The organism is Methylobacterium tarhaniae (assembly GCF_001043955.1).
Taxonomy (GTDB): Bacteria; Pseudomonadota; Alphaproteobacteria; order Rhizobiales; family Beijerinckiaceae; genus Methylobacterium; species Methylobacterium tarhaniae.
In genome coordinates this window covers 1-21,422 of record NZ_LABZ01000078.1, presented here as the reverse complement: position 1 = coordinate 21,422, position 21,422 = coordinate 1, and the positions used below count along the sequence as shown (strand labels likewise).

Sequence of the window (21,422 nt, the reverse complement as noted above, 5' to 3'; positions counted from 1 at the left end):
CTGAGCGATGCCCGACATCCGCCTCTTCGGCATCCGTCACCACGGTCCCGGCTCCGCCCGCTCGCTCCGGGCGGCGCTCACCGACTTCGCACCCGATTGCCTGCTGATCGAGGGACCGCCCGATGCCGACGCGCTGATCCCCCTCGCCGCGCATGAGGGGATGGCGCCGCCGGTGGCACTTCTGGTCTACCGGCCCGACCGGCCGCGCGACTGCGCGTTCTTCCCCTTCGCGGCCTTCTCGCCCGAATGGGTGGCGATGCGCCACGGCCTGGCGGCGGGAGCGACGATCCGCTTCATCGACCTGCCCCACGCGATCCAGCTCGCCGATGGGTTCGGCGCAGCCCCGGAGGGCGAAGCCGCGCCGATCGAGGCCGAGCCGGTCGCCGAGGCGGCGGAGGAGCCGGGCAAGGATTCATCACCCCTCCCGGCCCCGGCCGCGATCCGCCGCGATCCCCTCGGGGAACTCGCCGCCGCCGCCGGCTATCCGGACGGCGAGCGCTGGTGGGACGCCCTGGTGGAGAGCCGGGCCGGCGCCGACGGCGACGTGTTCGCGGCGATCGCCGAGGCGATGGCCGCCCTGCGCGAGGGCGCCGATCCCGACCCGGAGGACGGAATCCGCGAGGAGGCCCGCGAGGCCCATATGCGGGCGGCGATCCGCAAGGCCGCCAAGGAGGAGTTTTCGCGCATCGCCGTGATCTGCGGCGCCTGGCACGTGCCGGCGCTGGCCCGCCACGACGCCAAGGGCCAGGCCTCGGCCGACAATGCCGTCCTCAAGGGGCTGCCCAAGACCAAGGTCGCCGCCGCCTGGGCGCCGTGGTCCTACGAGCGGCTGGCCACCGCCTCCGGCTACCGCGCCGGGGTGCTGTCGCCCGAATGGTACGACACGCTGTGGCACCACGAGGGCCGGGTCGCCGCCCGCTGGCTCGCCCGCGCCGCCGCTTTGCTGCGCGAGGAGGACCTCGACGCCTCGCCGGCCTCGGTGATCGAGGCGGCACGGCTCGCCGAGGCGCTGGCGGCCTTCCGCGGCCGCTCCCGCCCCTCCCTCGACGACCTCGACGAGGCGACCCAGGCGACCCTCTGCTTCGCCGATCCGGCGCCGATGGGGCTGATCCGGCGCAAGCTCGTCATCGGCGAGCGGCTGGGCGCCACGCCGCCCGACAGTCCCGGCACGCCGGTGGAGGCGGATTTCGAGGCGCAATGCAAGCGCCTGCGCCTCAAGCCCGGCGCGGCGGCGGGCGACCTCGTCCTCGACCTGCGCAAGGAGACCGACCTCGCCCGCAGCCACTTCCTCAACCGGCTGGCGCTGGTCGGCGTGCCCTGGGGCACGCGGCGCGAGGCGCGCGGGCGCGGCACCTTCAAGGAAGCGTGGTTCCTCGCCTGGCAGCCGGATTGGGTGGTGGAGCTGGTGGCGGCCTCGGCCGAGGGCGGCACCGTGGCGGAGGCCGCCGCCTCCCGGGTCCAGGCCCGGGCACGGGGGGCGCAGCGCGTCGCCGAGCTGTCGGGCCTGGTCGGGACGCTGCTGGATGCCGACCTGCCCGAGGCGACCGCGCAGGTGGTCCGGGCCCTCGACGACCGCGCCGCGGTCTCGGCCGACGTGTTCGACCTGATGGATGCGCTGCCGGCCCTCGCCGAACTCGCCCGCTACGGCTCGGTGCGCTCCTCCGACACCGAGCCGGTCCTGGCCCTGGTGCGGGGCCTGGTGCCCCGGGCCGCCGCCGGGCTCGTGGCGGCGTGCCAGAGCCTCGACGACGATGCCGCGCAAGGAGCGAAGAAGCGCATCGTCGCCGTCTCGGGCGCGGTCGCCCTCCTGGAGGATCCGGACCTCAAGGCGACGTGGCAGGACGCCTTGCGGGCGCTCGCCGACCAGGAGCACGTCCATGGCCGGGTCGTCGGCCGGGCGGTGCGGCTGCTGTTCGACGGCCGCGCCATCGACGCGGAGGAGGCCGGCACCCGCCTGCGCCTCGCCCTGTCGCGGGCCGCCGGCGCGGGTCCGGCCGCCGCCTGGATCGAGGGCTTCCTGGAGGAGAGCGGCCCCGTCCTGATCCACGGCCAGGGCCTGCTCGGCATCGTCGACGAGTGGCTCGCCGGCCTCGACGAAGACCTGTTCACCGAGCTGCTGCCGCTGGTGCGCCGCACCTTCGCGACCCTCGCCCCGGCCGAGCGCCGGGCGATCGGCGAGACGCTGGCCCGCCCGGGCGGCCCGGCGCCCGGGGCCGAGGGGCCGGAAGGCTTCGATGCCGGCCGCGCCGCGAGCGTGCTGCCGATCCTGCGCCTGCTGCTCGGGCCTGCCACGACGACCGGAGACGCAGCATGAGCGAGACCGAACGCCTGCGCCGCTGGCGCCTCGTCCTCGGCGGCGGGGCCGCGGACGGAACCTGCTACGCCCTTGGCGAGCGCGACCAGCGCCTCGACCGGGCGCTCGGCGCGCTCTACGATTCCGACCGCAAGGGGGGCTTAGGCGCTTCCGCCCCGTCCGTGCCGCGCTGGCTCGGCGACATCCGCGACTACTTCCCGGCCTCGGTCGTGCAGGTGATGCAGCGCGACGCCTTCGAGCGGCTCGACCTCAGGCGGATGCTGACCGAGCCGGAGATGCTGGAGGCGCTCCAGCCCGACGTGAACCTCGTCTCGACCCTGATCTCGATGCGCAGCCTCCTCGGCGGGCGCACCAAGGAGACGGCGCGCCTCGTGGTGCGCAAGGTCGTGGACGAGTTGATGAAGCGGCTGGAGGAGCCGGTCCGCCAGGCGGTCAACGGGGCGATCGACCGCGCCAGCATCAACCGCCGGCCGCGCCACGCCGAGATCGACTGGCACCGCACCATCCGGGCGAACCTGCGTCACTACCAGGCCGAGTACCGCACCATCATCCCGGAGACGCGGCTGGGCCACGGCCGCAAGAGCCGCGGCTCGCTCAAGGACGTCATCCTGTGCATCGACCAGTCCGGCTCGATGGCGAATTCGGTGGTCTATTCCAGCATCTTCGGGGCGGTGATGGCCTCCCTGCCCGCGGTCTCGACCCGGCTCGTGGTGTTCGACACCCAGGTGGTGGATCTCACCGACGATCTGGACGATCCGGTCGAGGTGCTGTTCTCGGTCCAGCTCGGCGGCGGCACCGACATCAACCGGGCGGTGGGCTACTGTGCCTCCCGGATCACCCGGCCCGAGGACACGGTGCTGGTGCTGATCTCCGACCTCTACGAGGGCGGGGTCGAGGCCGGGCTGCTCGCCCAGGCGCAACGCCTCGTCGGGGCCGGCGTGCAGGTGGTGGCCCTGCTCGCCCTCTCCGACGAGGGCGCGCCCTCCTACGACCGGGCGCTCGCCGCCCGTCTCGCCGGCCTCGGCGTCCCCGCCTTCGCCTGCACCCCCGACCTCTTCCCCGACATGATGGCGGCGGCGATCCGCAAGCAGGATCTGGGGGCCTGGGCGGCGGGGGGTAATGGGGCCGCATAGAACGGCACCCCTTTCACCGCGGCACCCCGGCGCGCCAAGCCGGGGGCGGATGCCGATCGGCTCGCGATCGCGGGGGGCCGCTGGCGGACCGACGACGCGAACCGCCGGGCCGCCTTGAGGGGCCATCTTCCTCATGGCCAGACAGGTACGCCGTCCAGCCCCGCGGTTTCCGGCAGGCCGCAGATCAGGTTCGCATTCTGCACCGCCTGACCGGCTGCGCCCTTGCCGAGATTGTCGACCACGCCCATCGCGATCACCAGGTTGCGCTCCGGATCGGCCGCGTAGCTGACGAAGGCCAGGTTCGAGCCGGTGGCCCATTTGGTCTGCGGCGGCCTGTCGGTCACACGAACGAATGCTCGCCCGGCATAGAAGCGCCGGGCTGCGTCCAGGCACTGGTCGGTGGTGGCGCGACCGCGGCAGTAGATGGTGGCCAGCAGGCCGCGGGTCATCGGCACCAGATGCGGCGTGAACACCAGCCCCGCCGCGCTGCCGCCGCTCAGCCGCTCGATCGTCTCGGCCATCTCGGGCATGTGAACATGCTTCAGCAGGCCGTAGGGCACCAGATTCTCGTTGCTCTCGGCGTAGCCGAACCGGCTGTCGGCGCCGCCCCGGCCGGCACCGGAGATGCCGGTCTTGGCGTCGATCACGATGTTGCCGGGCTCGATCAGCTTGTCGGCCAGCAGCGGCGCCAGCGCAGTCAGGGTCGCCGCGGGAAAGCAGCCGGGATTGGCAACCCGGCTCCGGCCCTCGATCTGGGACGGCCAGACATCGGCCAAGCCGTATGCCCAACCCTCGACGTAGCGGTGATCGCCGCCGATATCGACGATCTTCACGTGTCCGGGCACGCGCGCCAGCGCCTCGGCCGAGGTGCCGGTGGGCAGCGATGCGAACAGCAGGTCGAGCTTCGGCAGGGTCGCAGGATCCCACTTCTCGATCACCAGACCGGCCAGCTTGGCCGGAATGCCGGGGAAGCGGTCCACCAGGCGGCTGCCGGCGCTGCCCTCGCCTGCCGCGTAGACCAGCTCGAACGACGGGTGGCTCGCGATCAGGCGCATCGCCTCGCCGCCGCCGAAACCGCTGATGCCGACAATGCCGACGCGAATGCTCATCGTGGTGGTGTCCTCGTGCCAAAGAAAACCCCCGAAGCCGAGGGCTGCGGGGGTTTCAGGAAGGCGGGCCGAGGCCGCTCCGGCGGATGGAACTACGGTGAGGCAGTCATCGCGCGGAAGGACGCTGATCGGCGCGCAGCCAGGAAGCCGCCGCTCGGATGCAGCGGCGTCGGCGTCGAGCACAAAGTGTCCGATTCCTGCTCATGGACTGTGACAGTGTCGCTCGCCCCTTTCACCGTCAAGCGGAATGTCTGCCGCCCGCCCCGCCCTCACGCCGACCAGGCTCGCGCCCCGGCCGTCGGCCAGGCAGGAACGGAGATGGTGTATTCGGGCGGCTCGCAGAAGCCGCATCATATTCTCTGTCCCTGCCAAGAAAAATACTCCCAACTTTCCCTATACATCCGGAAAATTATTCTGATTGACGATCAATCCAGGCAAGATAAGAATTCGAGTCACGACAGAATTTGTGCATCGTCGCGCCGAGACTTGGGGCCGGGTGCGTGGTCCACGCAGGAAGGATTGTGATCATGATCCCGTACCGCCCGCTCCGGCGGATCCGATCCGGCGCTCCCCAGGCATGACGGCCCCGGTGCACCGGCTCAGGCCCGCGAATCGGGATCCCGTCGCAACCGCCCGGGCTCTCGTCCCCGACCTCGCGCCGCTCGCCGCCGCCGACGACCGTGACGGGCGGTTCGCGGGGAAAAGCCTCGCGGCGATCCGGGAGGCGGGCCTCGCCGCCCTGACGGTGCCGGAGGACCGGGGCGGGGGCGGCGCCGGGCTCGCGACCGCCAGTGCCGTCATCGGGACGCTCGCCGAGGCCGACCCGGCGGCGAGCCTGATCCTGGCGATGCAATACGTCCACCACGCGACCATCGCCCGGTCGGGCTGGCCGGAGGCGGTCGTGGTGCGGCTGCAGCAGGCGGCCCTGCGCGAGGGCGCCTTCGTCAACGCCCTGCGGGTCGAGCCTGCCCTCGGCTCGCCGGCCCGCGGCGGCCTGCCGGAGACGGTGGCGCGGCGGGTGCCGGAGGGCTGGCGGGTCACGGGACGCAAGATCTACTCGACGGGAGCGCCGATGCTCGCCTTCGGGCTGGTCTGGGCCCGCACCGACGAGACGGAGCCGCGGGTCGGGTTCGTGGTGGTGCCGATGGCGGCGCCGGGCGTGGGGATCGAGGAGACCTGGGACCATCTCGGCCTGCGGGCGAGCGGCAGCCACGATGTCGTGCTCGATCGCGTGCTGGTGCCGGAGGACCACGCCGTCGACTGGCGCCCGCCGGCCGCCGGCGCCGGACCCGACGCCCTGACGCTCGCCTGGAACACCACGTTGCTCGCCAGCCTCTACGACGGCGTCGCCCGGGCGGCGCAAGGGTGGCTGCGCGCCCATCTCGCCGAGCGGGCGCCGGCCAATCTCGGCGCGCCGCTGGCGAGCTTGGCCAGGATCCAGGAGGCTTTCGGCGAGAACGAGCGCCTGTTGTCCGTCAACCGGCGGCTCCTGCGCAGCGCCGCCGCCGAGACCGATGCGGGGTCGCCGCCCTCCGCCACCGAGAGCGGGCTGATCAAGCTCACCGTCACCGAGAACGCGATCACGGTGGTGCAGGGCGCGGTCGCCCTCGTCGGCAATCCCGGTTTGTCGCGAAAAAACCCGCTCGAACGTCACCTGCGCGACGTGCTCTGCGCGCGCATCCATACCCCCCAGGGCGACGCGGTCCGGCTGGCGGCCGGGCGCGCGGCTCTGGGTTGAGAGGAGGCGAGTCCATGCCGGACGTGAACTTCATCGGCTTCGTCGGTGCCCAGTACGGGTCGGAGATCCATGCCCCCGCCGGGCCGGTCGTCGACCGGGCCTATCTCCGGGCGGCGGCGCAGGCGCACGAGCATGGCGGCTTCGACCGGGTGCTGATCGCCTTCCACTCGACGGCCCCCGACAGCTTCGCGCTTGCCCAATACGTCGCCTCGGTGACCGAGCGGATCGGCCTGATGATCGCGCACCGGCCGGGCTTCCAGGCGCCGACCGTGGCGGCGCGCCAGCTCGCCACCCTCGACCAGCTCACCGACGGGCGCGCCGCCGTCCACATCATCACCGGCGGCAACGATGCGGAACTGGCGCAGGACGGCGATTCGCTGACCAAGGACGAGCGCTACGCCCGCACCCGCGAATATCTCGACATCGTCAGGGCGTCCTGGACCAGCCCGGAGCCGTTCGACTACGACGGGCGATATTACCGCGTCGCCAAGGGCTTCTCGGCGGTGAGGCCGGTGCAGCAGCCGCACCTGCCGATCTATTTCGGCGGCTCCTCGGACGCGGCCATCGCGGTTGCCGGCCAGCACGCCGATACCTACGCGCTCTGGGGCGAGACCCAGGCGCAGGTGCGCGAGACGATCGCCCGGGTGCGTGCCGCCGCCCGCGCCCACGGGCGCGAGGACCACATCCGCTTCAGCCTGTCGTTCCGGCCGATCCTGGCGGCGACCGAGGCGGCGGCCTGGGCCCGGGCGGAAGAGATCCTTCGGCGCACCCGGGCCTTGCGCGCGGCCCGCGGCCTCGGCCCCGCGGGGGTGCCGCAGAACGAGGGCTCGCGCCGCCTGCTCGCGGCCGCGGCGCAAGGAGACCGGCTCGACCGGCGGCTCTACACGGCGATCGCCGCCGAGACCGGGGCGCAGGGCAATTCCACCGCCCTCGTCGGCACGCCGGAGCAAGTGGCGGAGGCGCTGCACGATTACCATGGCTTAGGGGTGACGACCTTCCTGATCCGCGGCTTCGACCCGCTGGAAGATGCGGTGCAGTACGGGCGCGAGCTGATCCCGGCCTTCCGGCATCTGGCCGGCGCGCCGACCCGCCGCCCGGCTGCCGCGTGAGGCCCGGCATGCGCAAGATCCTCGCCCGCAAGATCCTCGCTCGCAAGATCCTCGGCCTCCTCGCCCTGCTGTTCGCCGGCTTTTCCGTCACTCTGCCCGCCTCGGCCGAGACCGTCCTGCGGGTCGGCGACCAGAAGGGCGGCTCGCGCGCCCTGATGGAGGCGGCCGGCGTGCTCGACGGCCTGCCCTACCGGATCGACTGGCGGGAATTCGCCGCCGCCGCGCCGCTCCTCGAGGCGCTCAATGCCGGGGCGATCGATACCGGCATCGCCGGGGACGCGCCCTTCACCTTCGCGGCCGCCGCCGGAGCGCCGATCAAGGCGATCTTCGCCATCCGCCAGAGCCAGGCCGGCCTCGCCGTGCTGGTGCGGCCGGATTCGGAGGTGCGAAGCTTCGCCGACCTGAAGGGCAAGCGCATCGCCACCGGGCGCGGCTCGATCGGCCATCAGCTCGTGCTCGCACAAGGAGAGCGCGCCGGCTGGAGCAAGGGCGACCTCGCCCTGTCGTTCCTGCCGCCGGCCGACGCCCAGATGGCGCTGACCTCCGGCGCGGTCGAGGCCTGGGCGACCTGGGAGCCCTATACCTCGCAGCTCGAGACCTCGGGCCGGGCCCGCATCGTCGCCGACGGGCGCGGCCTCACGCCGGGCCTGACCTTCCAGGTCGCCCGCGACGACGCCATCGCGGAGAAGCGCGCGGCGCTCGAGGACTTCGTGCGGCGGCTGGCCCAGGCCCGGGTCTGGGGCACGGCGAATCCAGAAGCCTTCGCCCGCCGCTGGTCTTCCCTGATCGGCCTGCCGGAGGCGGTGCCGCTCGCCTGGTTTCGCCGGGCCGACATCCGCCCGGTGCCGATCGATGCGGGCGTGATCGCCGACGAGCAGCGCGTCGCCGACCTCTATCACCGCGCCGGGCTGATCCCGCGTCCGCTCGCGGCGCCGGGGGTGTTCGACGCCTCGTTCAACGACGCCGCACGGGCCGGCGCCGCGGCGGCGACGCAGTAATACCGGCGCGCCGATGCATCGACACGTCGATGCATCGGCGTTCGGCGCATCAGCGCCTGCGGCGCAGACCCGTTCGGGCTTGCCCAGCGCCTTCGAACGGGTCCGTTCGAAGGCGCTGGGATATCGCGCCTCAGCCGTAGCGCCGCGCCGCCTCGACCGTCAGCCCGAGGCCGACCGAGCCGAACGTGTCGCCTTCCACCACCCGGGCCTCGGGAGCGGCCGCCAGGATGGCGGCGCGGACCGGGGCGAGGCGGGTCGAGCCGCCGGTGAGGAACAGGGCGTCGATCGCCCCCGGGGCCACGGCGGCATCGCGCAGGCAACGGGCGATGCAGGCGCCGATGCGCCGGGCGAGGTCGGCGGAATGGCGGGCGAGGTCGGGGCGGTCGATCTCGGCCTCGAGGCCCGGCTCGACCCAGCCGAGGGGCAGGCCGACCCGCTCGACCTCCGACAGGGCGATCTTCGCCTCCTCGACCTCCATCGCGAGCGTATGCCCGCGCTCGGCCTCGATCACCGCGGCGAGGCGGTCGATCAGCTCGGGGCGGGCCACCTCGCGGCGCAAGCCGCGCAGCTCGCGCAGGGTCTTGCCGTCGTAGAGCCGGTTGATCTGCGACCAGGTGGCGAGGTCGTGATAATAGGCCGAGGGCACGTCGAGGCCGGGCCGCCGCATCGGGCTGCCGAGCCCCAGGAGCGGCATCACCTCGCCGACGCTCAGCGTGCGGTCGAAATCGGTGCCGCCGATCCGCACGCCGTCATTGGCCAGGATGTCGCCGGCCCGCTCCACCGCCCGGTGCCGCTCCGGGCTCAGGCGCACCACGGAGAAGTCCGAGGTGCCGCCGCCGATATCGGCGATCAGCGCCACCTCCTCGCGGTCGAGCCCGCGCTCGTAGTCGAGCGCCGCGGCGATCGGCTCGTACTGGAACGACACCTCGGTGAAGCCGACCTCCCGGGCGATGCCGGCGAGCGCGTCCTCGGCCCGGCGGTCGCCGTCGGGATCGCCGTCGACGAAGTGGACCGGGCGGCCGTGGACCACGCGGGTCAGCGCCTCGCCGGCCTGGTCCTCCGCCCGCGCCTTCACGGCGGCGAGGTAGCGGGCGATCACCGCCCGGAACGACAGCCGCCGGCGCCCGACCGGGGTGGTCTCGTCGAGGAGCGAGGAGCCGAGCACGGATTTCAGGCTGCGCATCAGCCGCCCGGGCTGGCCCTCCACGTAGGCATTCATGGCGGCCCGGCCGATCGCCTCGTCGCCGACCGGCGGGAAGAAGATCGCGCTCGGGATCGTGACCGCGTCGCCCTCCAGCCGCGCCAGCGCGAGCCCGCCGGCCCCGATCAGGCCGAGGGTGGTGTTCGAAGTGCCGAAATCGAGGCCACAGGCCGCCATGCCGAATCTCTGCCGGAGCTGAAGGGGGGCGCGCGACCTAGCGGGTTCCGCAGCCCCGGTCCAGCCCGCACGGCCCGGCCCGAACACGGATTCGGCCTCTGTCGCAGCGGAACAATGCGCCGTCTCGGCGGTTCGTCTGGCCTGAGCAGTCGTTGAACTGCAAGAGACGAGGAGCTTCCCATGAGCAGCACCACCGACAAGATCAAGGGCCTCGCCAACGAGGCGGTCGGCAACATCAAGCAGGGCATCGGCAGCGCCACCGGCAACGAGAAGCTGCAGGCCGAGGGCAAGGCCCAGGAGCTGAAGGGCGAGGCCCAGAAGACCACCGGCGACGTCAAGGACGGCATCAAGAATGCCGCGGACACGGTGAAGAGCAAGCTCTGATCGCGGCGCGGGCCGGCATCGCGCCGGCCCGACCTTACCGGTGATCGGGCCGGCCCCTCGCACGCATGCGGGCGGCCGGCTTTTTCTTGACGCGAACAGTGTTCGTCGCGCGACGAAACGTGAGCCGTGCGAGCGCGCCGTCGCGTGAACCGATGGAGATCGCGATGAACAGGGACCAGATCGAGGGCGGACTGCGCAACCTGAAGGGCCGCGGCCAGACCGCGTTCGGCGCCATCGCCGGCCGTGCCCGGCCCCAGGCGGAGGGCGCCTTGAATCAGGTCGTCGGCGGCGCCCAATATGCCTATGGACGCGGCCGGCGCGCCGCCGAGGAGCTATCGCATGACGGGGCGGTCCTGGCCGGCGAGATCGAGAAGCGCGGCCGCCACGCCTACGCGCGGAGCCGCGAGGTCTATGGCGAGGCGCGCCATCGTGGCCGCGCCGCCCTGCGCCGGGCCGAGACGCACCCGACCGAGACGCTGCTCGCCGTCGCCGGGCTCGCCTTCGCGGCCGGATGGCTGCTGAAGGGCCGCCGCTGACGCAGGATCGGACGTGCCGCCGCCGCGATGCGGCGGCCTTCCCGCTGCGGCGCATCCAGTGGGAACCGGCTTCGGTCTCGCCTCCGGGTGGCTTATGGTCTAGCTTGGCGGCAATCCTCGCGCCAGCCGAACGACCGCATGACCCAGAGCACGCCCCCCGGTCCGCCCGAGACCGCCGCCGAGACGGCTTCCAAGCCGGCCGTTCCCGCCCTGCCCCTCTCGGTGCAGGAGCATCTCGGCGAGCGGCTGCGCGCCCATTACGCGACGGTTGCGGAGGAGGCGGCACCCGCCGCCTTCGCTGATCTGCTGTCGCGCCTGGACCTGGCCCTCGCCGCCCTCGGCGCGCCGAAGAAGGACCGGTTCCGGGAGGACCTGCTCGCGGCGGCGCCGGCCTTGCGCCGCTTCGCCCTGACCCTGACCGCCAACCCGGCCCGCGCCGACGACCTGGTGCAGGACACGATGCTGAAGGCCTGGCAGAGCCGCGACCGGTTCGAGTCGGGCACCAATCTCAGCGCCTGGCTGTTCACGATCATGCGCAACGCCTTCTACTCGGAGCACCGCAAGCGCGCCCGCGAGGTGGAGGATTGCGAAGGCGTGTACTCGGCGCGCCTGACCTCCGCCCCGAACCAGGGCGACCGCCTCGACGTGCAGGATCTCCAGGCCGCGCTCAACAAGCTGGTGGCCGAGCAGCGCGAGGCCTTGATGCTGGTCGCAGTCGGCGACCTGTCCTACGAGGACGCCGCCGCTCTCATGCAGTGCAAGGTCGGCACGGTGAAGAGCCGGGTCTGCCGCGCCCGCGACAAGCTGGCGGAACTCCTCGGCTATACCGGCGGGGAGCTCGGAGCCGACCGGCTGACCCGCTCGGTGATGGGACATGCCGGAGCGGTGGCGCTCGACGGCTGACACCTCCACCAAGCGAACCGGCCTTCGACCCCACCCTCGGCTCGTCGCCGGAGCAGATCCGGCACGGGGTCGCGATCCCGGACCTCCGGCCTCGCGACGATCGGTCGAAGGCTATATCGATCTCGGGCTTGCCCGAGATCGGCACGATGCTCGGGATTCTCGGCCCCTTCGGCATGCAGCGCGCTGGTGCGACACGGCCTCGGCGTGAAGAGGGCCGGATCGACCATCGCGGTCGCATCGCAGGTTCGCCCATGCGGGCGTCGCCTTCCGCAGGAAGCCCGGCAAGTACAGATGTCCGCGTCGTTCGGCGATCCGGCGCACACATGTCAGGACATCGAAAATTCCTGGTGGCGTCCGGCAAGTGGTCCGAGGGAAAGCGCATCATTCGTCCGATACAGCCGGAACAATGAGGCCCTGCGTCTGTTTCGGCTTCCGAGCCTGTAGAGGCACGTATCGACCCTATGGCGACCCTCAATGGAAAGGATTCTGACCTAGAGTAAGAATGGCATGTAAATATGCCTGACTGAGAGACATGGTTTTTTTCCACGCAATGTGGATCAAATAGAAAGCTTATTGTCTTTCATAAAATTGGTCTTAAATAACAGCATAAATTATATTATGATTAATTTACTTACATTTGTGATATTTTATGAATTTTTCAAAAAACACGCGATTTAATCGACTAGAGGTTATTTTGATGAACTCGGGATTTGTCCTGAAATTGTCAGCGAGGCAAAATTTTCTAATCGGCAAAATAGTCATGATAACTTGACAGCCACACCAAAATTTGGCCCATGATGTCCTCGACGTGGTCTGCCGGGCGACTCCCACATAGTATGTGGCAGTATGTAAAACATTGTGACCTCATGCATTCGGCCGACTGGAATAGGCCGAAAATCATACCCATAATGTCAAAAACAAGACAGACACGAGACCCTCGCGTCGCTAGACCAAGCCCGGGCACGCCTTGGTCGTGAGGATGCACGATGCGTGGGCATTGTGTAGCTTTTGACACCTTAGGGCATCACCTCCCTCCGCACGGACTGAACGGCGAGCCCCTGATTTCCCGGAGACGACGACGTTGAATGCGCCGGACGAGCCGCGGTCCCCCGAGGCGGGCCTTTTCGAGGGCAATCTCCTGCTCGAGGCCCTCGACACGAACGACCGCGCCCTGCTGGCGCCGTATCTCGAGCACGGGCAGCGCGCCCGAGGCACAGTGCTGTTTCGCGCCGGCGAAGACGTGTCGCACGTCACCTTCCCGCTGAACCAGACCACCGTGACCCTGGTGTCGCGGATGCGCGACGGGCGGATGGTCGAGACCGCGACGGTGGGTCACGAGGGCGCGGTCGGCGGGGTCGTCAGCAACGGCTACCTGCCGGCCTTCAGCGAGGCGGTGGTGCAGGTCTCCGGTGAGGTGCTGCGCCTCGATGCCGAGCGGCTGACCCGGGCACGGGCGTCCTCCCCTACCCTGCGCGACCTGTTCGTGCGCTACGCCGATTGCCTGCTCGCCCAGGTGCTGCAATCGGTGGCCTGCAACGCCGTCCACCCGATCGAGGAGCGCTGCCTGCGCTGGCTCCTGACCTTCCAGGACCGGCTCGGCTCCCCGGTCCTGCCGGTGACCCAGGAGATGCTGGCCGAGATGCTCGGCGTGCGCCGCACCTACCTCACCGGCGTGCTCGGGGCGCTGCAGCGCCGCGGGCTGATCTCGGTGCGCCGCGGCCAGATCACGATCCTGGATCGGGCCAAGGCCGAGCAATCCGCCTGCGAGTGCTACGGCAAGGTCCGGCATCACTTCCGCTCCGTGCTCGGGGCGGTCTACGCCGAGAACGGCGCCATCGTGGCGGTCGATCCCGCCCAGCGGCACGACTGACCATCGCTCAGGCCACGAGCTTCAGCCCCAGGATCCCGATCACGATGAGGCCGATGCAGGCGAGCCGCGCCGCGGTGGCCGGCTCGCCGAACAGCGCGACGCCGAGGAGCGCCGTGCCGACGGTGCCGATGCCGGTCCAGACCGCGTAGGCGGTGCCGACGGGCAGCGTGCGCAGGGCGAGGCCGAGCAGGCCGAGGCTCGCCACCATGCTGAGCACCGTGAGGAGGGACGGCAGCGGCCGGGTGAAGCCGTCGGTGTATTTCAGGCCGATGGCCCAGCCGGTCTCGAGCAGGCCGGCGACGAAGAGAAGAATCCAGGCCAAGAAGGGCCCCCTTGCGGGCAGGGCCGTCCCTGCGAGGCGTTCTCGCCCTCCGCGAGGGGGCGGCCGGGCCGTCCCGACGGGCGTGAGATGGGGCACGACCGCTGCCCCGCAACTGGCCAAGTCCCGCGTACGGCCAAGTCCCGCGTACGGCCAAGTCCCGCGTACGGCCAAGTCCCGCGTACGGCCAAGACGCGCGAGCGGACCGCAACGCTGCCATGTGACCGCCGCGGTTTGACACGCCGTTGCGCCTCCCCGAATATCCACATTACGGACAAGACGTCCATAATATGGACATCGGGAGGAGACCATGAGCACAGCCACGCCGGACGGCGATCCCGCCGCCGGGCTCGACGCCGCGACCCTGCGGCGGATGCCCTACCAGAATCCACAGCCGGCGGAGATCCGTCCCGACCTCGTGGTGGCGCCGGCGATCCCGGAGGACGACCGGATCTGGGTGCCGCAGGCCGACAGCGTCTGGTTCCGGCCGCTCTGTCTGAACGTCTCCGCGGGCTACTGGATGAACCTGCTGAAGGTCCGCAAGGCCGGCATCCTCAGCCGTCACCGCCATCCCGGCCCGGTCCATGCCTTCGTGCTCAAGGGCAGCTGGCGCTACCTCGAGCACGACTGGGTCGCCAGCGAGGGCGCCTACGCCTTCGAGCCTCCGGGCGAGACCCACACCCTCGTGGTCGACGAGGGCGTGGAGGAGATGATCACCTACTTCCAGGTCAATGGCTGCATGTACTACGTCGATCCCTGGGGCCGGCATACCGGCTACGAAGACGTCTTCACCAAGATCGACATGTGCCGGATCCATTACGAGGCGGTGGGCCTGGGTGCGGATTACGTGGACCGGTTCATCCGCTGAAGCGTCTCGATCGCCGACCGCATCAGGACCGAATCGACCAGAACGACATCGAACCCGTCCTTCCGGGCTGCGCGGCGCCGGAACGACGAGGGTGCCGGCTTCGTCGTCAAGATCTAACAATCACATGTCAAACAATCAGGAGGACCGGCACGCGATGTCGTCCGGCACTGCATCACTCACAAAGTCACCGCGCCTGCGCCGCATCCAGTGGATCGCCGTATCCTTCCTGACCGCGGCAGGCATCATCAACTACGTCGACCGTTCGGCCCTCTCGATCGCCAACACGGCGATCCGCGACGAGATGCACTTGAGTCCCGCCGAGATGGGCTGGCTGCTCTCGGCCTTCTCGCTGGCCTACGCGTTCTCGCAACTGCCGGTCGGCGCGCTGCTCGACCGGTTCGGCTCGCGCCTGATGCTGGGTGCCGGCATGTTCTTCTGGTCGCTGGCCCAGCTCGTCTCCGGCTTCGTCGCCAGTTTCCAGCAATTCGTGCTCGCCCGCGCGGTGCTCGGCCTCGGCGAGGCACCGCAATTCCCTGCCGGCGCCAAGACGGTGAGCGAGTGGTTCTCCCTGCGCGAACGCGGCACGCCGACCGGCATCTTCGTCGCCTCGTCCTGCATCGGGCCCTGCATCGCGCCGCCGGTTCTCACCGCCATGATGCTGCTGCTCGGCTGGCGCTGGATGTTCGTCGTCACCGGGCTCATCGGCATCGTGGTGGCGGTCGGCTGGTACCTCGTCTACCGCAACCGTGCCGAGGTGGCGCTGACGCGGGAGGAGACCGCCCATCTGGACGAGGGCGCGGCGCCCGAACCGCCGGCACGGCGCATGACCTTCGCCGAGTGGCGCGGTCTGTTCGCCCACGCCACCACCTGGGGCATGATCCTCGGCTTCATGGGCGTCATCTACATGGTCTGGCTCTACCTGACCTGGCTGCCGTCCTATCTCGAGCACGAGCGGGGCCTGAGCGTCGCCCGCACCGGGTGGGTGGTGGCGATCCCCTACATCTTCGGCACCCTCGGCATGCTCTGTGCCGGCCAGGTCGCCGACCGGCTGCTCGCCCGCGGCGCCGGAATCGTCGCCAGCCGCAAGTGGCCGGTCTGCGTCGGGCTTCTCGGCGGCGGCCTCTTCACGGTGCCGGCAGCCTACACGCCCAGCGTGACGCTCGCGGTCGTGTATATCTGCGTCGCGATGTTCTTCATCAACATGGCGAGCGGTGCCGCCTGGATGATGGTCAGCGTCGCGGTGCCCAAGCGCCAGGTCGCGTCGCTCGGCAGCATCCAGAACTTCGGCGGCTACTTCGCCGGGTCGTTCGCGCCGGTCATCACCGGCTACATCGTCCAGGGCACCGGCTCCTACGTCAACGCGCTGCTCGCCGCCGCCGCGGTCGCGGTGCTGGCCGCATTCGCCTACATCGTCCTGGTGCGCAGGCCGCTCGAAGGCGGCGACACCCTGGTCCTGACGGAGCGCCCGGCATGACCCTCGTCCAAGGAACCTTCGCTCCCGACCTGCTCGAGGGCCGCACCGCCCTCGTCACCGGCGCCACCTCGGGCATCGGTGCCGGGATCGCCGAGGCCCTGGCCCGCCTCGGCGCCCGGGTGCACGCGGCCGGGATCGGGGCCGCGTCCTGCGCGATCCCGGACGGCCTCGCGCTCACCGCCCACGAGCTCGACGTCACCGACGGCGAGGCGGTGGCCGACCTCGTCGGCGCCTGCGGCCGGCTCGACATCGTGGTCAATTGCGCGGGCATCATCCGGCGCGGCGACGAGCACCGCGCCGAGGTGTTCGAGCAGGTGCTGGCGGTCAACCTCACCGGCACGATGCGGGTCTGCACCGCGGCGCGGCCGCTTCTGGCCGAGACGGGCGGCACGATCGTCAACACCGCCTCGATGCTGTCGTTCTTCGGCGGCGGCCTGGTGCCGGCCTACAGCGCCAGCAAGGGCGGCGTGGCGCAGCTGACGAAGTCACTCGCCATCGCCTATGCGCCGGACGGGATCCGGGTGAACGCGGTGGCGCCGGGCTGGATCGCCACGCCCCTGACGCAGGCGCTGCAGGACGACCCGGCCCGGGCGGGGCCGATCCTGACGCGCACGCCGCTCGGCCGCTGGGGCACCCCTGCGGACGTGGCGGCGGCGGTGACCTTCCTGGTGAGCCCGGCCGCCGCCTTCATGACCGGGGTGGTGCTGCCGGTCGATGGCGGCTACCTCGTCACCTGAGGTCATCGCGACCGGAAAGGACGTGACGCCCGCATGGGTTCAGACGACGCCGACCGGAGTTCCGGCCCGGACCTTCGGCCCGGGGTGCCGGGCACTGCCGCCTTCGGCAAGTTCATGCGGGTGCTGCAGGCGGTGGCGGACGCCCCCGAGGCCGTGACGGTCGCCCGGCTCGCGCAGGGCACCGGGCTGCCACGGCCGACGGTGCATCGCATCGCCTCCGCCCTGGTGGCGGAAGGGCTCCTGGCCGAGGAGGAGGGCGCCCTGCGCCTCGGCCCGCGCCTCGTCAGCCTGGCCTTCCGCTCCTGGGACGGATCGCTCCTGCGCCAGGCGGCGCGGGAGCCGCTGCTGCGCCTGCGCGACGACCTCGACGAGACGGTCCACCTCGCCGTGCCGGATCGCGGCGAGATGGTCTATATCGACAAGCTCGAGAGCCACCGCACCGTGCGCATGGCCTCGCGCATCGGCACGCGGGTGTCGCTCCATACCAGCGCCGTCGGCAAGGCCTGGCTCGCGACCCTGCCCGAGCCCGAGCTGGCGCCCCTGCTCGACCGGCTCGCGCTGCCGGCGCATACCCCCCACAGCCTCACCGACCCGGCCGCCTTGCGCCGCGAGATCGCCGCGACGCGGGAGCGCGGCCATTCCCTCGACCTGCAGGAGAACGAGCTCGACATCTGCTGCTACGGGCGGGCGTTGCAGGGTGCGGGCGGCCGGGTGCTGGGCTGCATCAGCGTCAGCCTGCCGCGCTACCGCTTCGAGACGCTGCCGGCCGGGACGGTGCTGCGGGCGATGGAGGCGTGCGCCGAGGGCGTGGCGCGCGTCGCAGGCGGGCGCTGACCGCCCGCGACGGCCGCGCGCGGTCGCGCCGCGCGAAGAGGCTTGTGCACGAGCCTGTCGCGCTGTGCTACAGCCCCGCCCGGGTGGCCAGCCGCCGCCGGAGATCGCGGAAAGAGGGCGACGAACGAGTGACTGATCGCCGCGAAACAGACCGCCGCGAGACCGACCGCCGCGAGACCGACCGCATCGATGCCGAGATCGGCCGCTCCACCCCGAGCCACGATCCGTTCGCCGCCGCCGTGCGCGCCACGCGGATGCCGATGCTGATCACCGACCCGCACCGGCCGGACAACCCGATCATCTTCGCCAATGCCGCCTTCAGCAAGCTGACCGGCTATTCCCGCGACGAGATCCTCGGGCAGAATTGCCGCTTCCTCCAGGGTCCCGAGACCGACCGGGCCGACGTGGCGAAGATCCGCGACGCGGTCGAGCGCCAGGTCGCGATCGAGATCGAGCTTCTCAACCACAAGAAGAACGGCGAGACGTTCTGGAACCGGCTGTTGATCTCGCCGGTCTTCGGCCAGGACGGCGAGCTGACCTATTTCTTCGCCTCGCAATTCGACGTCACCCTGGAGCGCGAGCACCTGCGCAACCTGGGCGAGGCCCTGCGCCGGCGCGAGCAGATGCTGGATGCCCTGGTGCGCTCCTCGTCCGAGGTGCGCTACCGGATCAGCGCCGACTGGAGCCGTCTGTACCAGCTCTCCGGCGGCGACTTCCTGGCCGATACGACCTCGGCCGATTCCGACTGGGTCGAGACCTACATCCCGCGGGAGGACCGGGCGGCCCTGCGGGCCGAGATCGAGCGCGCCATCCGCACGCGGACCACCTACAGCCTGGAGCACCGGGTCCATCTCGCCGACGGCTCGGTCGGCTGGGCCTCGTCCCGGGCGGTGCCGGTGCTCGACGAGCACGGCCGGATCACCGAGTGGTACGGCGCCGCGACGGACATCACGGAGCGCAAGCAGGCGGAAGCCGCCACCCGCGACCTGACCGTCTCCCTCGGCCGGCAGGTCGCCGACCGCACGGCGGAGCTGCGCCTCTACGGCGACATCATCCAGTCGAGCGCCGCCCCGATCTGCGCCTTCGACACCGAGTACCGGCTGATCGCCTTCAACCAGGCGCATAGCGACGAGTTCTACCGGATCTTCGGCCGTCGGGTGCAGATCGGCGAGGTGTTTCCCGACCTCTTCCCGCCGGACCAAGCCCCGGTGATGCGCGGCTTCATGACCCGGGCGCTGGCGGGCGAGACCTACACGGTGACCGAGGAGTTCGGCGATCCCGACCTCGCCAAGCCCGCCTGGGAGGTGTCCTACTCGCCGCTGCGCGACGCGGACGGGCGGGTGATCGGCGCGTTCCACTTCGCCAAGGACATCTCGGACCGGCTGCGGGCCGAAACCGAGCTGGCCTCGACCCAGGAGGCCCTGCGCCAGGCGCAGAAGATGGAGGCGGTGGGCCAGCTCACCGGCGGCCTCGCCCACGACTTCAACAACCTGCTCGCCGGCATCTCGGGCTCGCTCGAGCTGATGCAGACCCGCCTCGCCCAGGGCCGCTTCAAGGACGTGGAGCGCTACATGGCGACGGCGCAAGGCGCGGCCAAGCGCGCCGCGGCGCTCACTCACCGGCTGCTGGCCTTCTCGCGCCGCCAGACGCTCGATCCCCGGCCCACCGACGTCACCCGGCTGGTGCGGGACATGCAGGACATGATCCAGCGCACGGTGGGACCGGGCATCACCTTCGAGGTGGTCGGCGGGGACGACGCCTGGCCGGCCCTGGTCGACCCGTCGCAGCTCGAGAACGCACTGCTCAACCTCTGCATCAACGCCCGCGACGCGATGCCCGACGGCGGGTGCATCACGGTCGAGACCGCGAACGAGGCCATGGACGCGCGGACCGCCCGCCGGCACGACGTGCCCGAGGGGGAATACGTACGCCTGAGCGTGACCGATACCGGGACCGGCATGGCGCCGGAGGTGATCGCCCGGGTGTTCGAGCCGTTCTTCACCACGAAGCCGATCGGCGAGGGTACGGGCCTCGGCCTGTCGATGATCTACGGCTTCGCGCAGCAATCCGGCGGGCAGGTGCGCATCGCCTCGGCGGTCGGCGAGGGCACGACCGTCAGCATCTACCTGCCGCGCCACGACGGCGCAGTGCCGGGCGAGGACGATGCCGGGGCGGCGCCGCCGCTGCCGCGCTCGGCGCAAGGCGAGACCGTGCTGGTGGTCGACGACGAGCCGACCGTGCGCATGCTCGTCACGGACATCCTGGAAGACCTCGGCTACACCGCGATCGAGGCGGGCGACAGCGCGGCAGGCCTCAGGGTGCTGCAATCCGACGTGCGGATCGACCTGCTGGTCACCGATGTGGGCCTGCCCGGCGGCATGAACGGCCGCCAGATGGCCGAGGCGGCGCGGGAGACCCGGCCGGACCTCAAGGTGCTGCTGATCACCGGCTACGCCGAGACCGCCATCCTCGGCGGCGACAAGCTCGGCCCCGGCATGGCGGTCCTGACCAAGCCCTTCGCCATCGAGACGATGGCGGCCCGGATCCGGTCGATCATCGAGGCCGGGCGGGAGCGGGAACGGCGTCCGTAAGGGGCCCGCCCGGGCGGCGCAGGACAGCGGAACCGGCTCCCGGCACCGGGTCAGCCCTCCCGGTCGGCGAGGCGCAGCGACCAGACCAGGTTCCCACCCTCGTCCACCAGCCACAGGGCGTTGACCTGCTCGTCGGCGGGCGTCGCCTCCCGGGCATTGGCGCGGCGCACGGCCTCCTGCCGGCCCTCGGCCGTGATGGTCTCGTCGATGAGCGGGGGACCGATCGTCCCATCCGTGGCGCGGACCGCCCCGCGCAGTCGGTATGCCGGCATCCGCCCCGTCGCTCCTCGATCGTGTCGTCGTCGATCGCCCGCCGCCGAGGCGCGGGCTGCCGACGTTGTCGGGCGCGGGCGGCCGGCATCAAGGATGGCGGCGGATGCGGCGCATCGGCGCTGCCCGGACGAGGGCGGCCGTTCAGCCGGTGCGCCGGGCGGTCCAGCGCCCCGTGCAGGGGCTGAACCCGGCGAGGCTCCAGCGCCCGCTGCCGGCGGCGCCGCGCAGGCGGCCGGCGACCGAGACGCTGGCGAGCCCGCTGCGGATCGTGCCGGTGATGCGGCCATCGGTCGTGGCCCGTCCGGAGGCGTCGACGCCGTGGCGTCCGGCATCGTCCACGATGCCGTTCCGGATGACGATCGGGTAGCGGTACGGGCCGGTGCAGCTTCCGGTCTCGGCGGTGGCGACGACGGACCAGGCGCCGTCGAAGCGGTTCGCCGAAGCGGGAGCCGCGCAGGCCGTCTCGGCAAGGCCGGACGCGGCGAGGGCGAGGAGCAGGGCCGGCGCGAGGACCGGGCGGCGGGATGGCGTCATGGTCTCCTCTTGTCGGGGGCGCGGCGGACATCCGCGCGGATGGCGACTCGACGACGGGACCGGGCACGGCCGGAGGACCCGGATCGTGCCCGGCCCGCGACCGTTCCGGACGCCTCGGGGGATCGCGCCGGAACGATGGGGGACACCCGGGAGGGCGAACGGGACGGCGGACGCCGTGTCAGGCCCCGCCGAACGGGCGGTCGAGATCGTGGACCAGCCGATCGCGGGCCCGGCTGACGCGGCTCTTCACGGTGCCTGGGGGGCAGCCGATGACCTCGGCCGCGGCCTCGTAGGACAGGCCCTCGACCGGCTCGAGCCGG

General features: G+C 71.4%; 20 protein-coding genes and 1 pseudogene. 15 read left to right on the top strand and 6 right to left on the bottom strand.

Annotated elements, in window-relative coordinates:
- The first annotated feature begins 7 nt into the window (after positions 1-7).
- Complete coding sequence (locus VQ03_RS12090; RefSeq protein ID WP_048451129.1) at positions 8-2,314, top strand: DUF5682 family protein; 2,307 nt, start codon at positions 8-10, stop codon at positions 2,312-2,314.
- On the top strand, positions 2,311-3,447 hold the full coding sequence (locus tag VQ03_RS12085) for a VWA domain-containing protein (protein WP_048451128.1): 1,137 nt from the start codon (positions 2,311-2,313) through the stop codon (positions 3,445-3,447). The genes VQ03_RS12090 and VQ03_RS12085 overlap by 4 nt, the downstream gene beginning before the upstream one ends.
- Positions 3,448-3,578: 131 nt before the next feature.
- Here VQ03_RS12085 and argC read toward each other — a convergent pair whose 3' ends face one another.
- Positions 3,579-4,556: an N-acetyl-gamma-glutamyl-phosphate reductase gene (gene argC / locus VQ03_RS12080; RefSeq protein ID WP_048451127.1), complete on the bottom strand. Its 978-nt coding sequence runs from the start codon at positions 4,554-4,556 to the stop codon at positions 3,579-3,581.
- A gap of 577 nt (positions 4,557-5,133) precedes the next feature.
- Here argC and VQ03_RS12075 point away from each other — a divergent pair.
- From VQ03_RS12075 to VQ03_RS12065, 3 genes are read left to right on the top strand one after another with little or no spacing between them, the layout of a single operon-like run.
- Complete coding sequence (locus tag VQ03_RS12075) at positions 5,134-6,294, top strand: acyl-CoA dehydrogenase family protein (protein ID WP_048451126.1); 1,161 nt, start codon at positions 5,134-5,136, stop codon at positions 6,292-6,294.
- 14 nt (positions 6,295-6,308) lie between these two features.
- On the top strand, positions 6,309-7,403 hold the full coding sequence (locus VQ03_RS12070; RefSeq protein WP_048451125.1) for an LLM class flavin-dependent oxidoreductase: 1,095 nt from the start codon (positions 6,309-6,311) through the stop codon (positions 7,401-7,403).
- A gap of 8 nt (positions 7,404-7,411) precedes the next feature.
- A complete protein-coding gene (locus VQ03_RS12065) occupies positions 7,412-8,401 on the top strand; it encodes an ABC transporter substrate-binding protein (RefSeq protein WP_048451124.1) in 990 nt (329 codons plus the stop codon).
- Positions 8,402-8,531: 130 nt separating this feature from the next.
- On the opposite strand, the gene VQ03_RS12060 is transcribed toward VQ03_RS12065, so the two are convergent.
- A complete protein-coding gene (locus VQ03_RS12060) occupies positions 8,532-9,779 on the bottom strand; it encodes an Hsp70 family protein (RefSeq protein WP_048451123.1) in 1,248 nt (415 codons plus the stop codon).
- A 180-nt stretch (positions 9,780-9,959) separates the two neighbouring features.
- On the opposite strand from VQ03_RS12060, the gene VQ03_RS12055 reads away from it, so the two are divergent.
- The 4 genes from VQ03_RS12055 (at position 9,960) to VQ03_RS12040 (ending at position 13,472) form a co-directional block, all read left to right on the top strand.
- On the top strand, positions 9,960-10,163 hold the full coding sequence (locus tag VQ03_RS12055; RefSeq protein WP_048451122.1) for a CsbD family protein: 204 nt from the start codon (positions 9,960-9,962) through the stop codon (positions 10,161-10,163).
- 164 nt (positions 10,164-10,327) lie between these two features.
- Positions 10,328-10,699 carry a CsbD family protein gene (locus VQ03_RS12050; RefSeq protein WP_048451194.1) on the top strand — a complete coding sequence of 124 codons (372 nt, stop codon included), beginning with the start codon at positions 10,328-10,330 and terminating at the stop codon, positions 10,697-10,699.
- 138 nt (positions 10,700-10,837) lie between these two features.
- Positions 10,838-11,602: a NepR family anti-sigma factor gene (locus tag VQ03_RS12045; protein ID WP_048451121.1), complete on the top strand. Its 765-nt coding sequence runs from the start codon at positions 10,838-10,840 to the stop codon at positions 11,600-11,602.
- 1,081 nt (positions 11,603-12,683) lie between these two features.
- On the top strand, positions 12,684-13,472 hold the full coding sequence (locus VQ03_RS12040) for a Crp/Fnr family transcriptional regulator (protein WP_048451120.1): 789 nt from the start codon (positions 12,684-12,686) through the stop codon (positions 13,470-13,472).
- Positions 13,473-13,479: 7 nt separating this feature from the next.
- Here VQ03_RS12040 and sugE read toward each other — a convergent pair whose 3' ends face one another.
- Entirely contained in the window at positions 13,480-13,794 is a 315-nt protein-coding gene (gene sugE, locus VQ03_RS12035; protein ID WP_048451119.1) for a quaternary ammonium compound efflux SMR transporter SugE, read from the bottom strand.
- A 307-nt stretch (positions 13,795-14,101) separates the two neighbouring features.
- On the opposite strand from sugE, the gene VQ03_RS12030 reads away from it, so the two are divergent.
- The 6 genes and pseudogenes from VQ03_RS12030 (at position 14,102) to VQ03_RS12010 (ending at position 20,295) form a co-directional block, all read left to right on the top strand.
- A complete protein-coding gene (locus VQ03_RS12030; RefSeq protein WP_083467952.1) occupies positions 14,102-14,659 on the top strand; it encodes a 2,4'-dihydroxyacetophenone dioxygenase family protein in 558 nt (185 codons plus the stop codon).
- Positions 14,660-14,783: 124 nt separating this feature from the next.
- Entirely contained in the window at positions 14,784-16,133 is a 1,350-nt protein-coding gene (locus tag VQ03_RS12025; protein ID WP_048451118.1) for an MFS transporter, read from the top strand.
- Entirely contained in the window at positions 16,130-16,870 is a 741-nt protein-coding gene (locus tag VQ03_RS12020; RefSeq protein ID WP_048451117.1) for an SDR family NAD(P)-dependent oxidoreductase, read from the top strand. Before VQ03_RS12025 ends, VQ03_RS12020 begins: the two co-directional genes overlap by 4 nt.
- 33 nt (positions 16,871-16,903) lie before the next feature.
- Complete coding sequence (locus VQ03_RS12015) at positions 16,904-17,704, top strand: IclR family transcriptional regulator (protein WP_048451116.1); 801 nt, start codon at positions 16,904-16,906, stop codon at positions 17,702-17,704.
- Positions 17,665-18,270 (top strand): annotated as a pseudogene (locus tag VQ03_RS35165) (PAS domain-containing protein); the annotation flags it as partial. The gene VQ03_RS12015 and the pseudogene VQ03_RS35165, both read left to right, overlap by 40 nt.
- Positions 18,271-18,327: 57 nt before the next feature.
- A complete protein-coding gene (locus VQ03_RS12010) occupies positions 18,328-20,295 on the top strand; it encodes a hybrid sensor histidine kinase/response regulator (protein WP_280948487.1) in 1,968 nt (655 codons plus the stop codon).
- A 50-nt stretch (positions 20,296-20,345) separates the two neighbouring features.
- Here the strand turns inward: VQ03_RS12010 and VQ03_RS12005 are convergent, their stop codons facing one another.
- The 3 genes from VQ03_RS12005 to VQ03_RS31850 all read right to left on the bottom strand — a co-directional run.
- Positions 20,346-20,567 (bottom strand): hypothetical protein, encoded by a 222-nt coding sequence (locus VQ03_RS12005; protein WP_048451114.1) that lies wholly within the window; start codon positions 20,565-20,567, stop codon positions 20,346-20,348.
- A 142-nt stretch (positions 20,568-20,709) separates the two neighbouring features.
- The gene (locus VQ03_RS12000; RefSeq protein ID WP_048451113.1) at positions 20,710-21,102 is read right to left on the bottom strand and encodes a hypothetical protein; all 393 of its coding nucleotides are present in this window, start codon (positions 21,100-21,102) and stop codon (positions 20,710-20,712) included.
- 178 nt (positions 21,103-21,280) lie between these two features.
- The coding region (locus tag VQ03_RS31850; protein ID WP_048451112.1) for a sigma factor-like helix-turn-helix DNA-binding protein at positions 21,281-21,422 on the bottom strand (142 nt) is incomplete at its 5' end.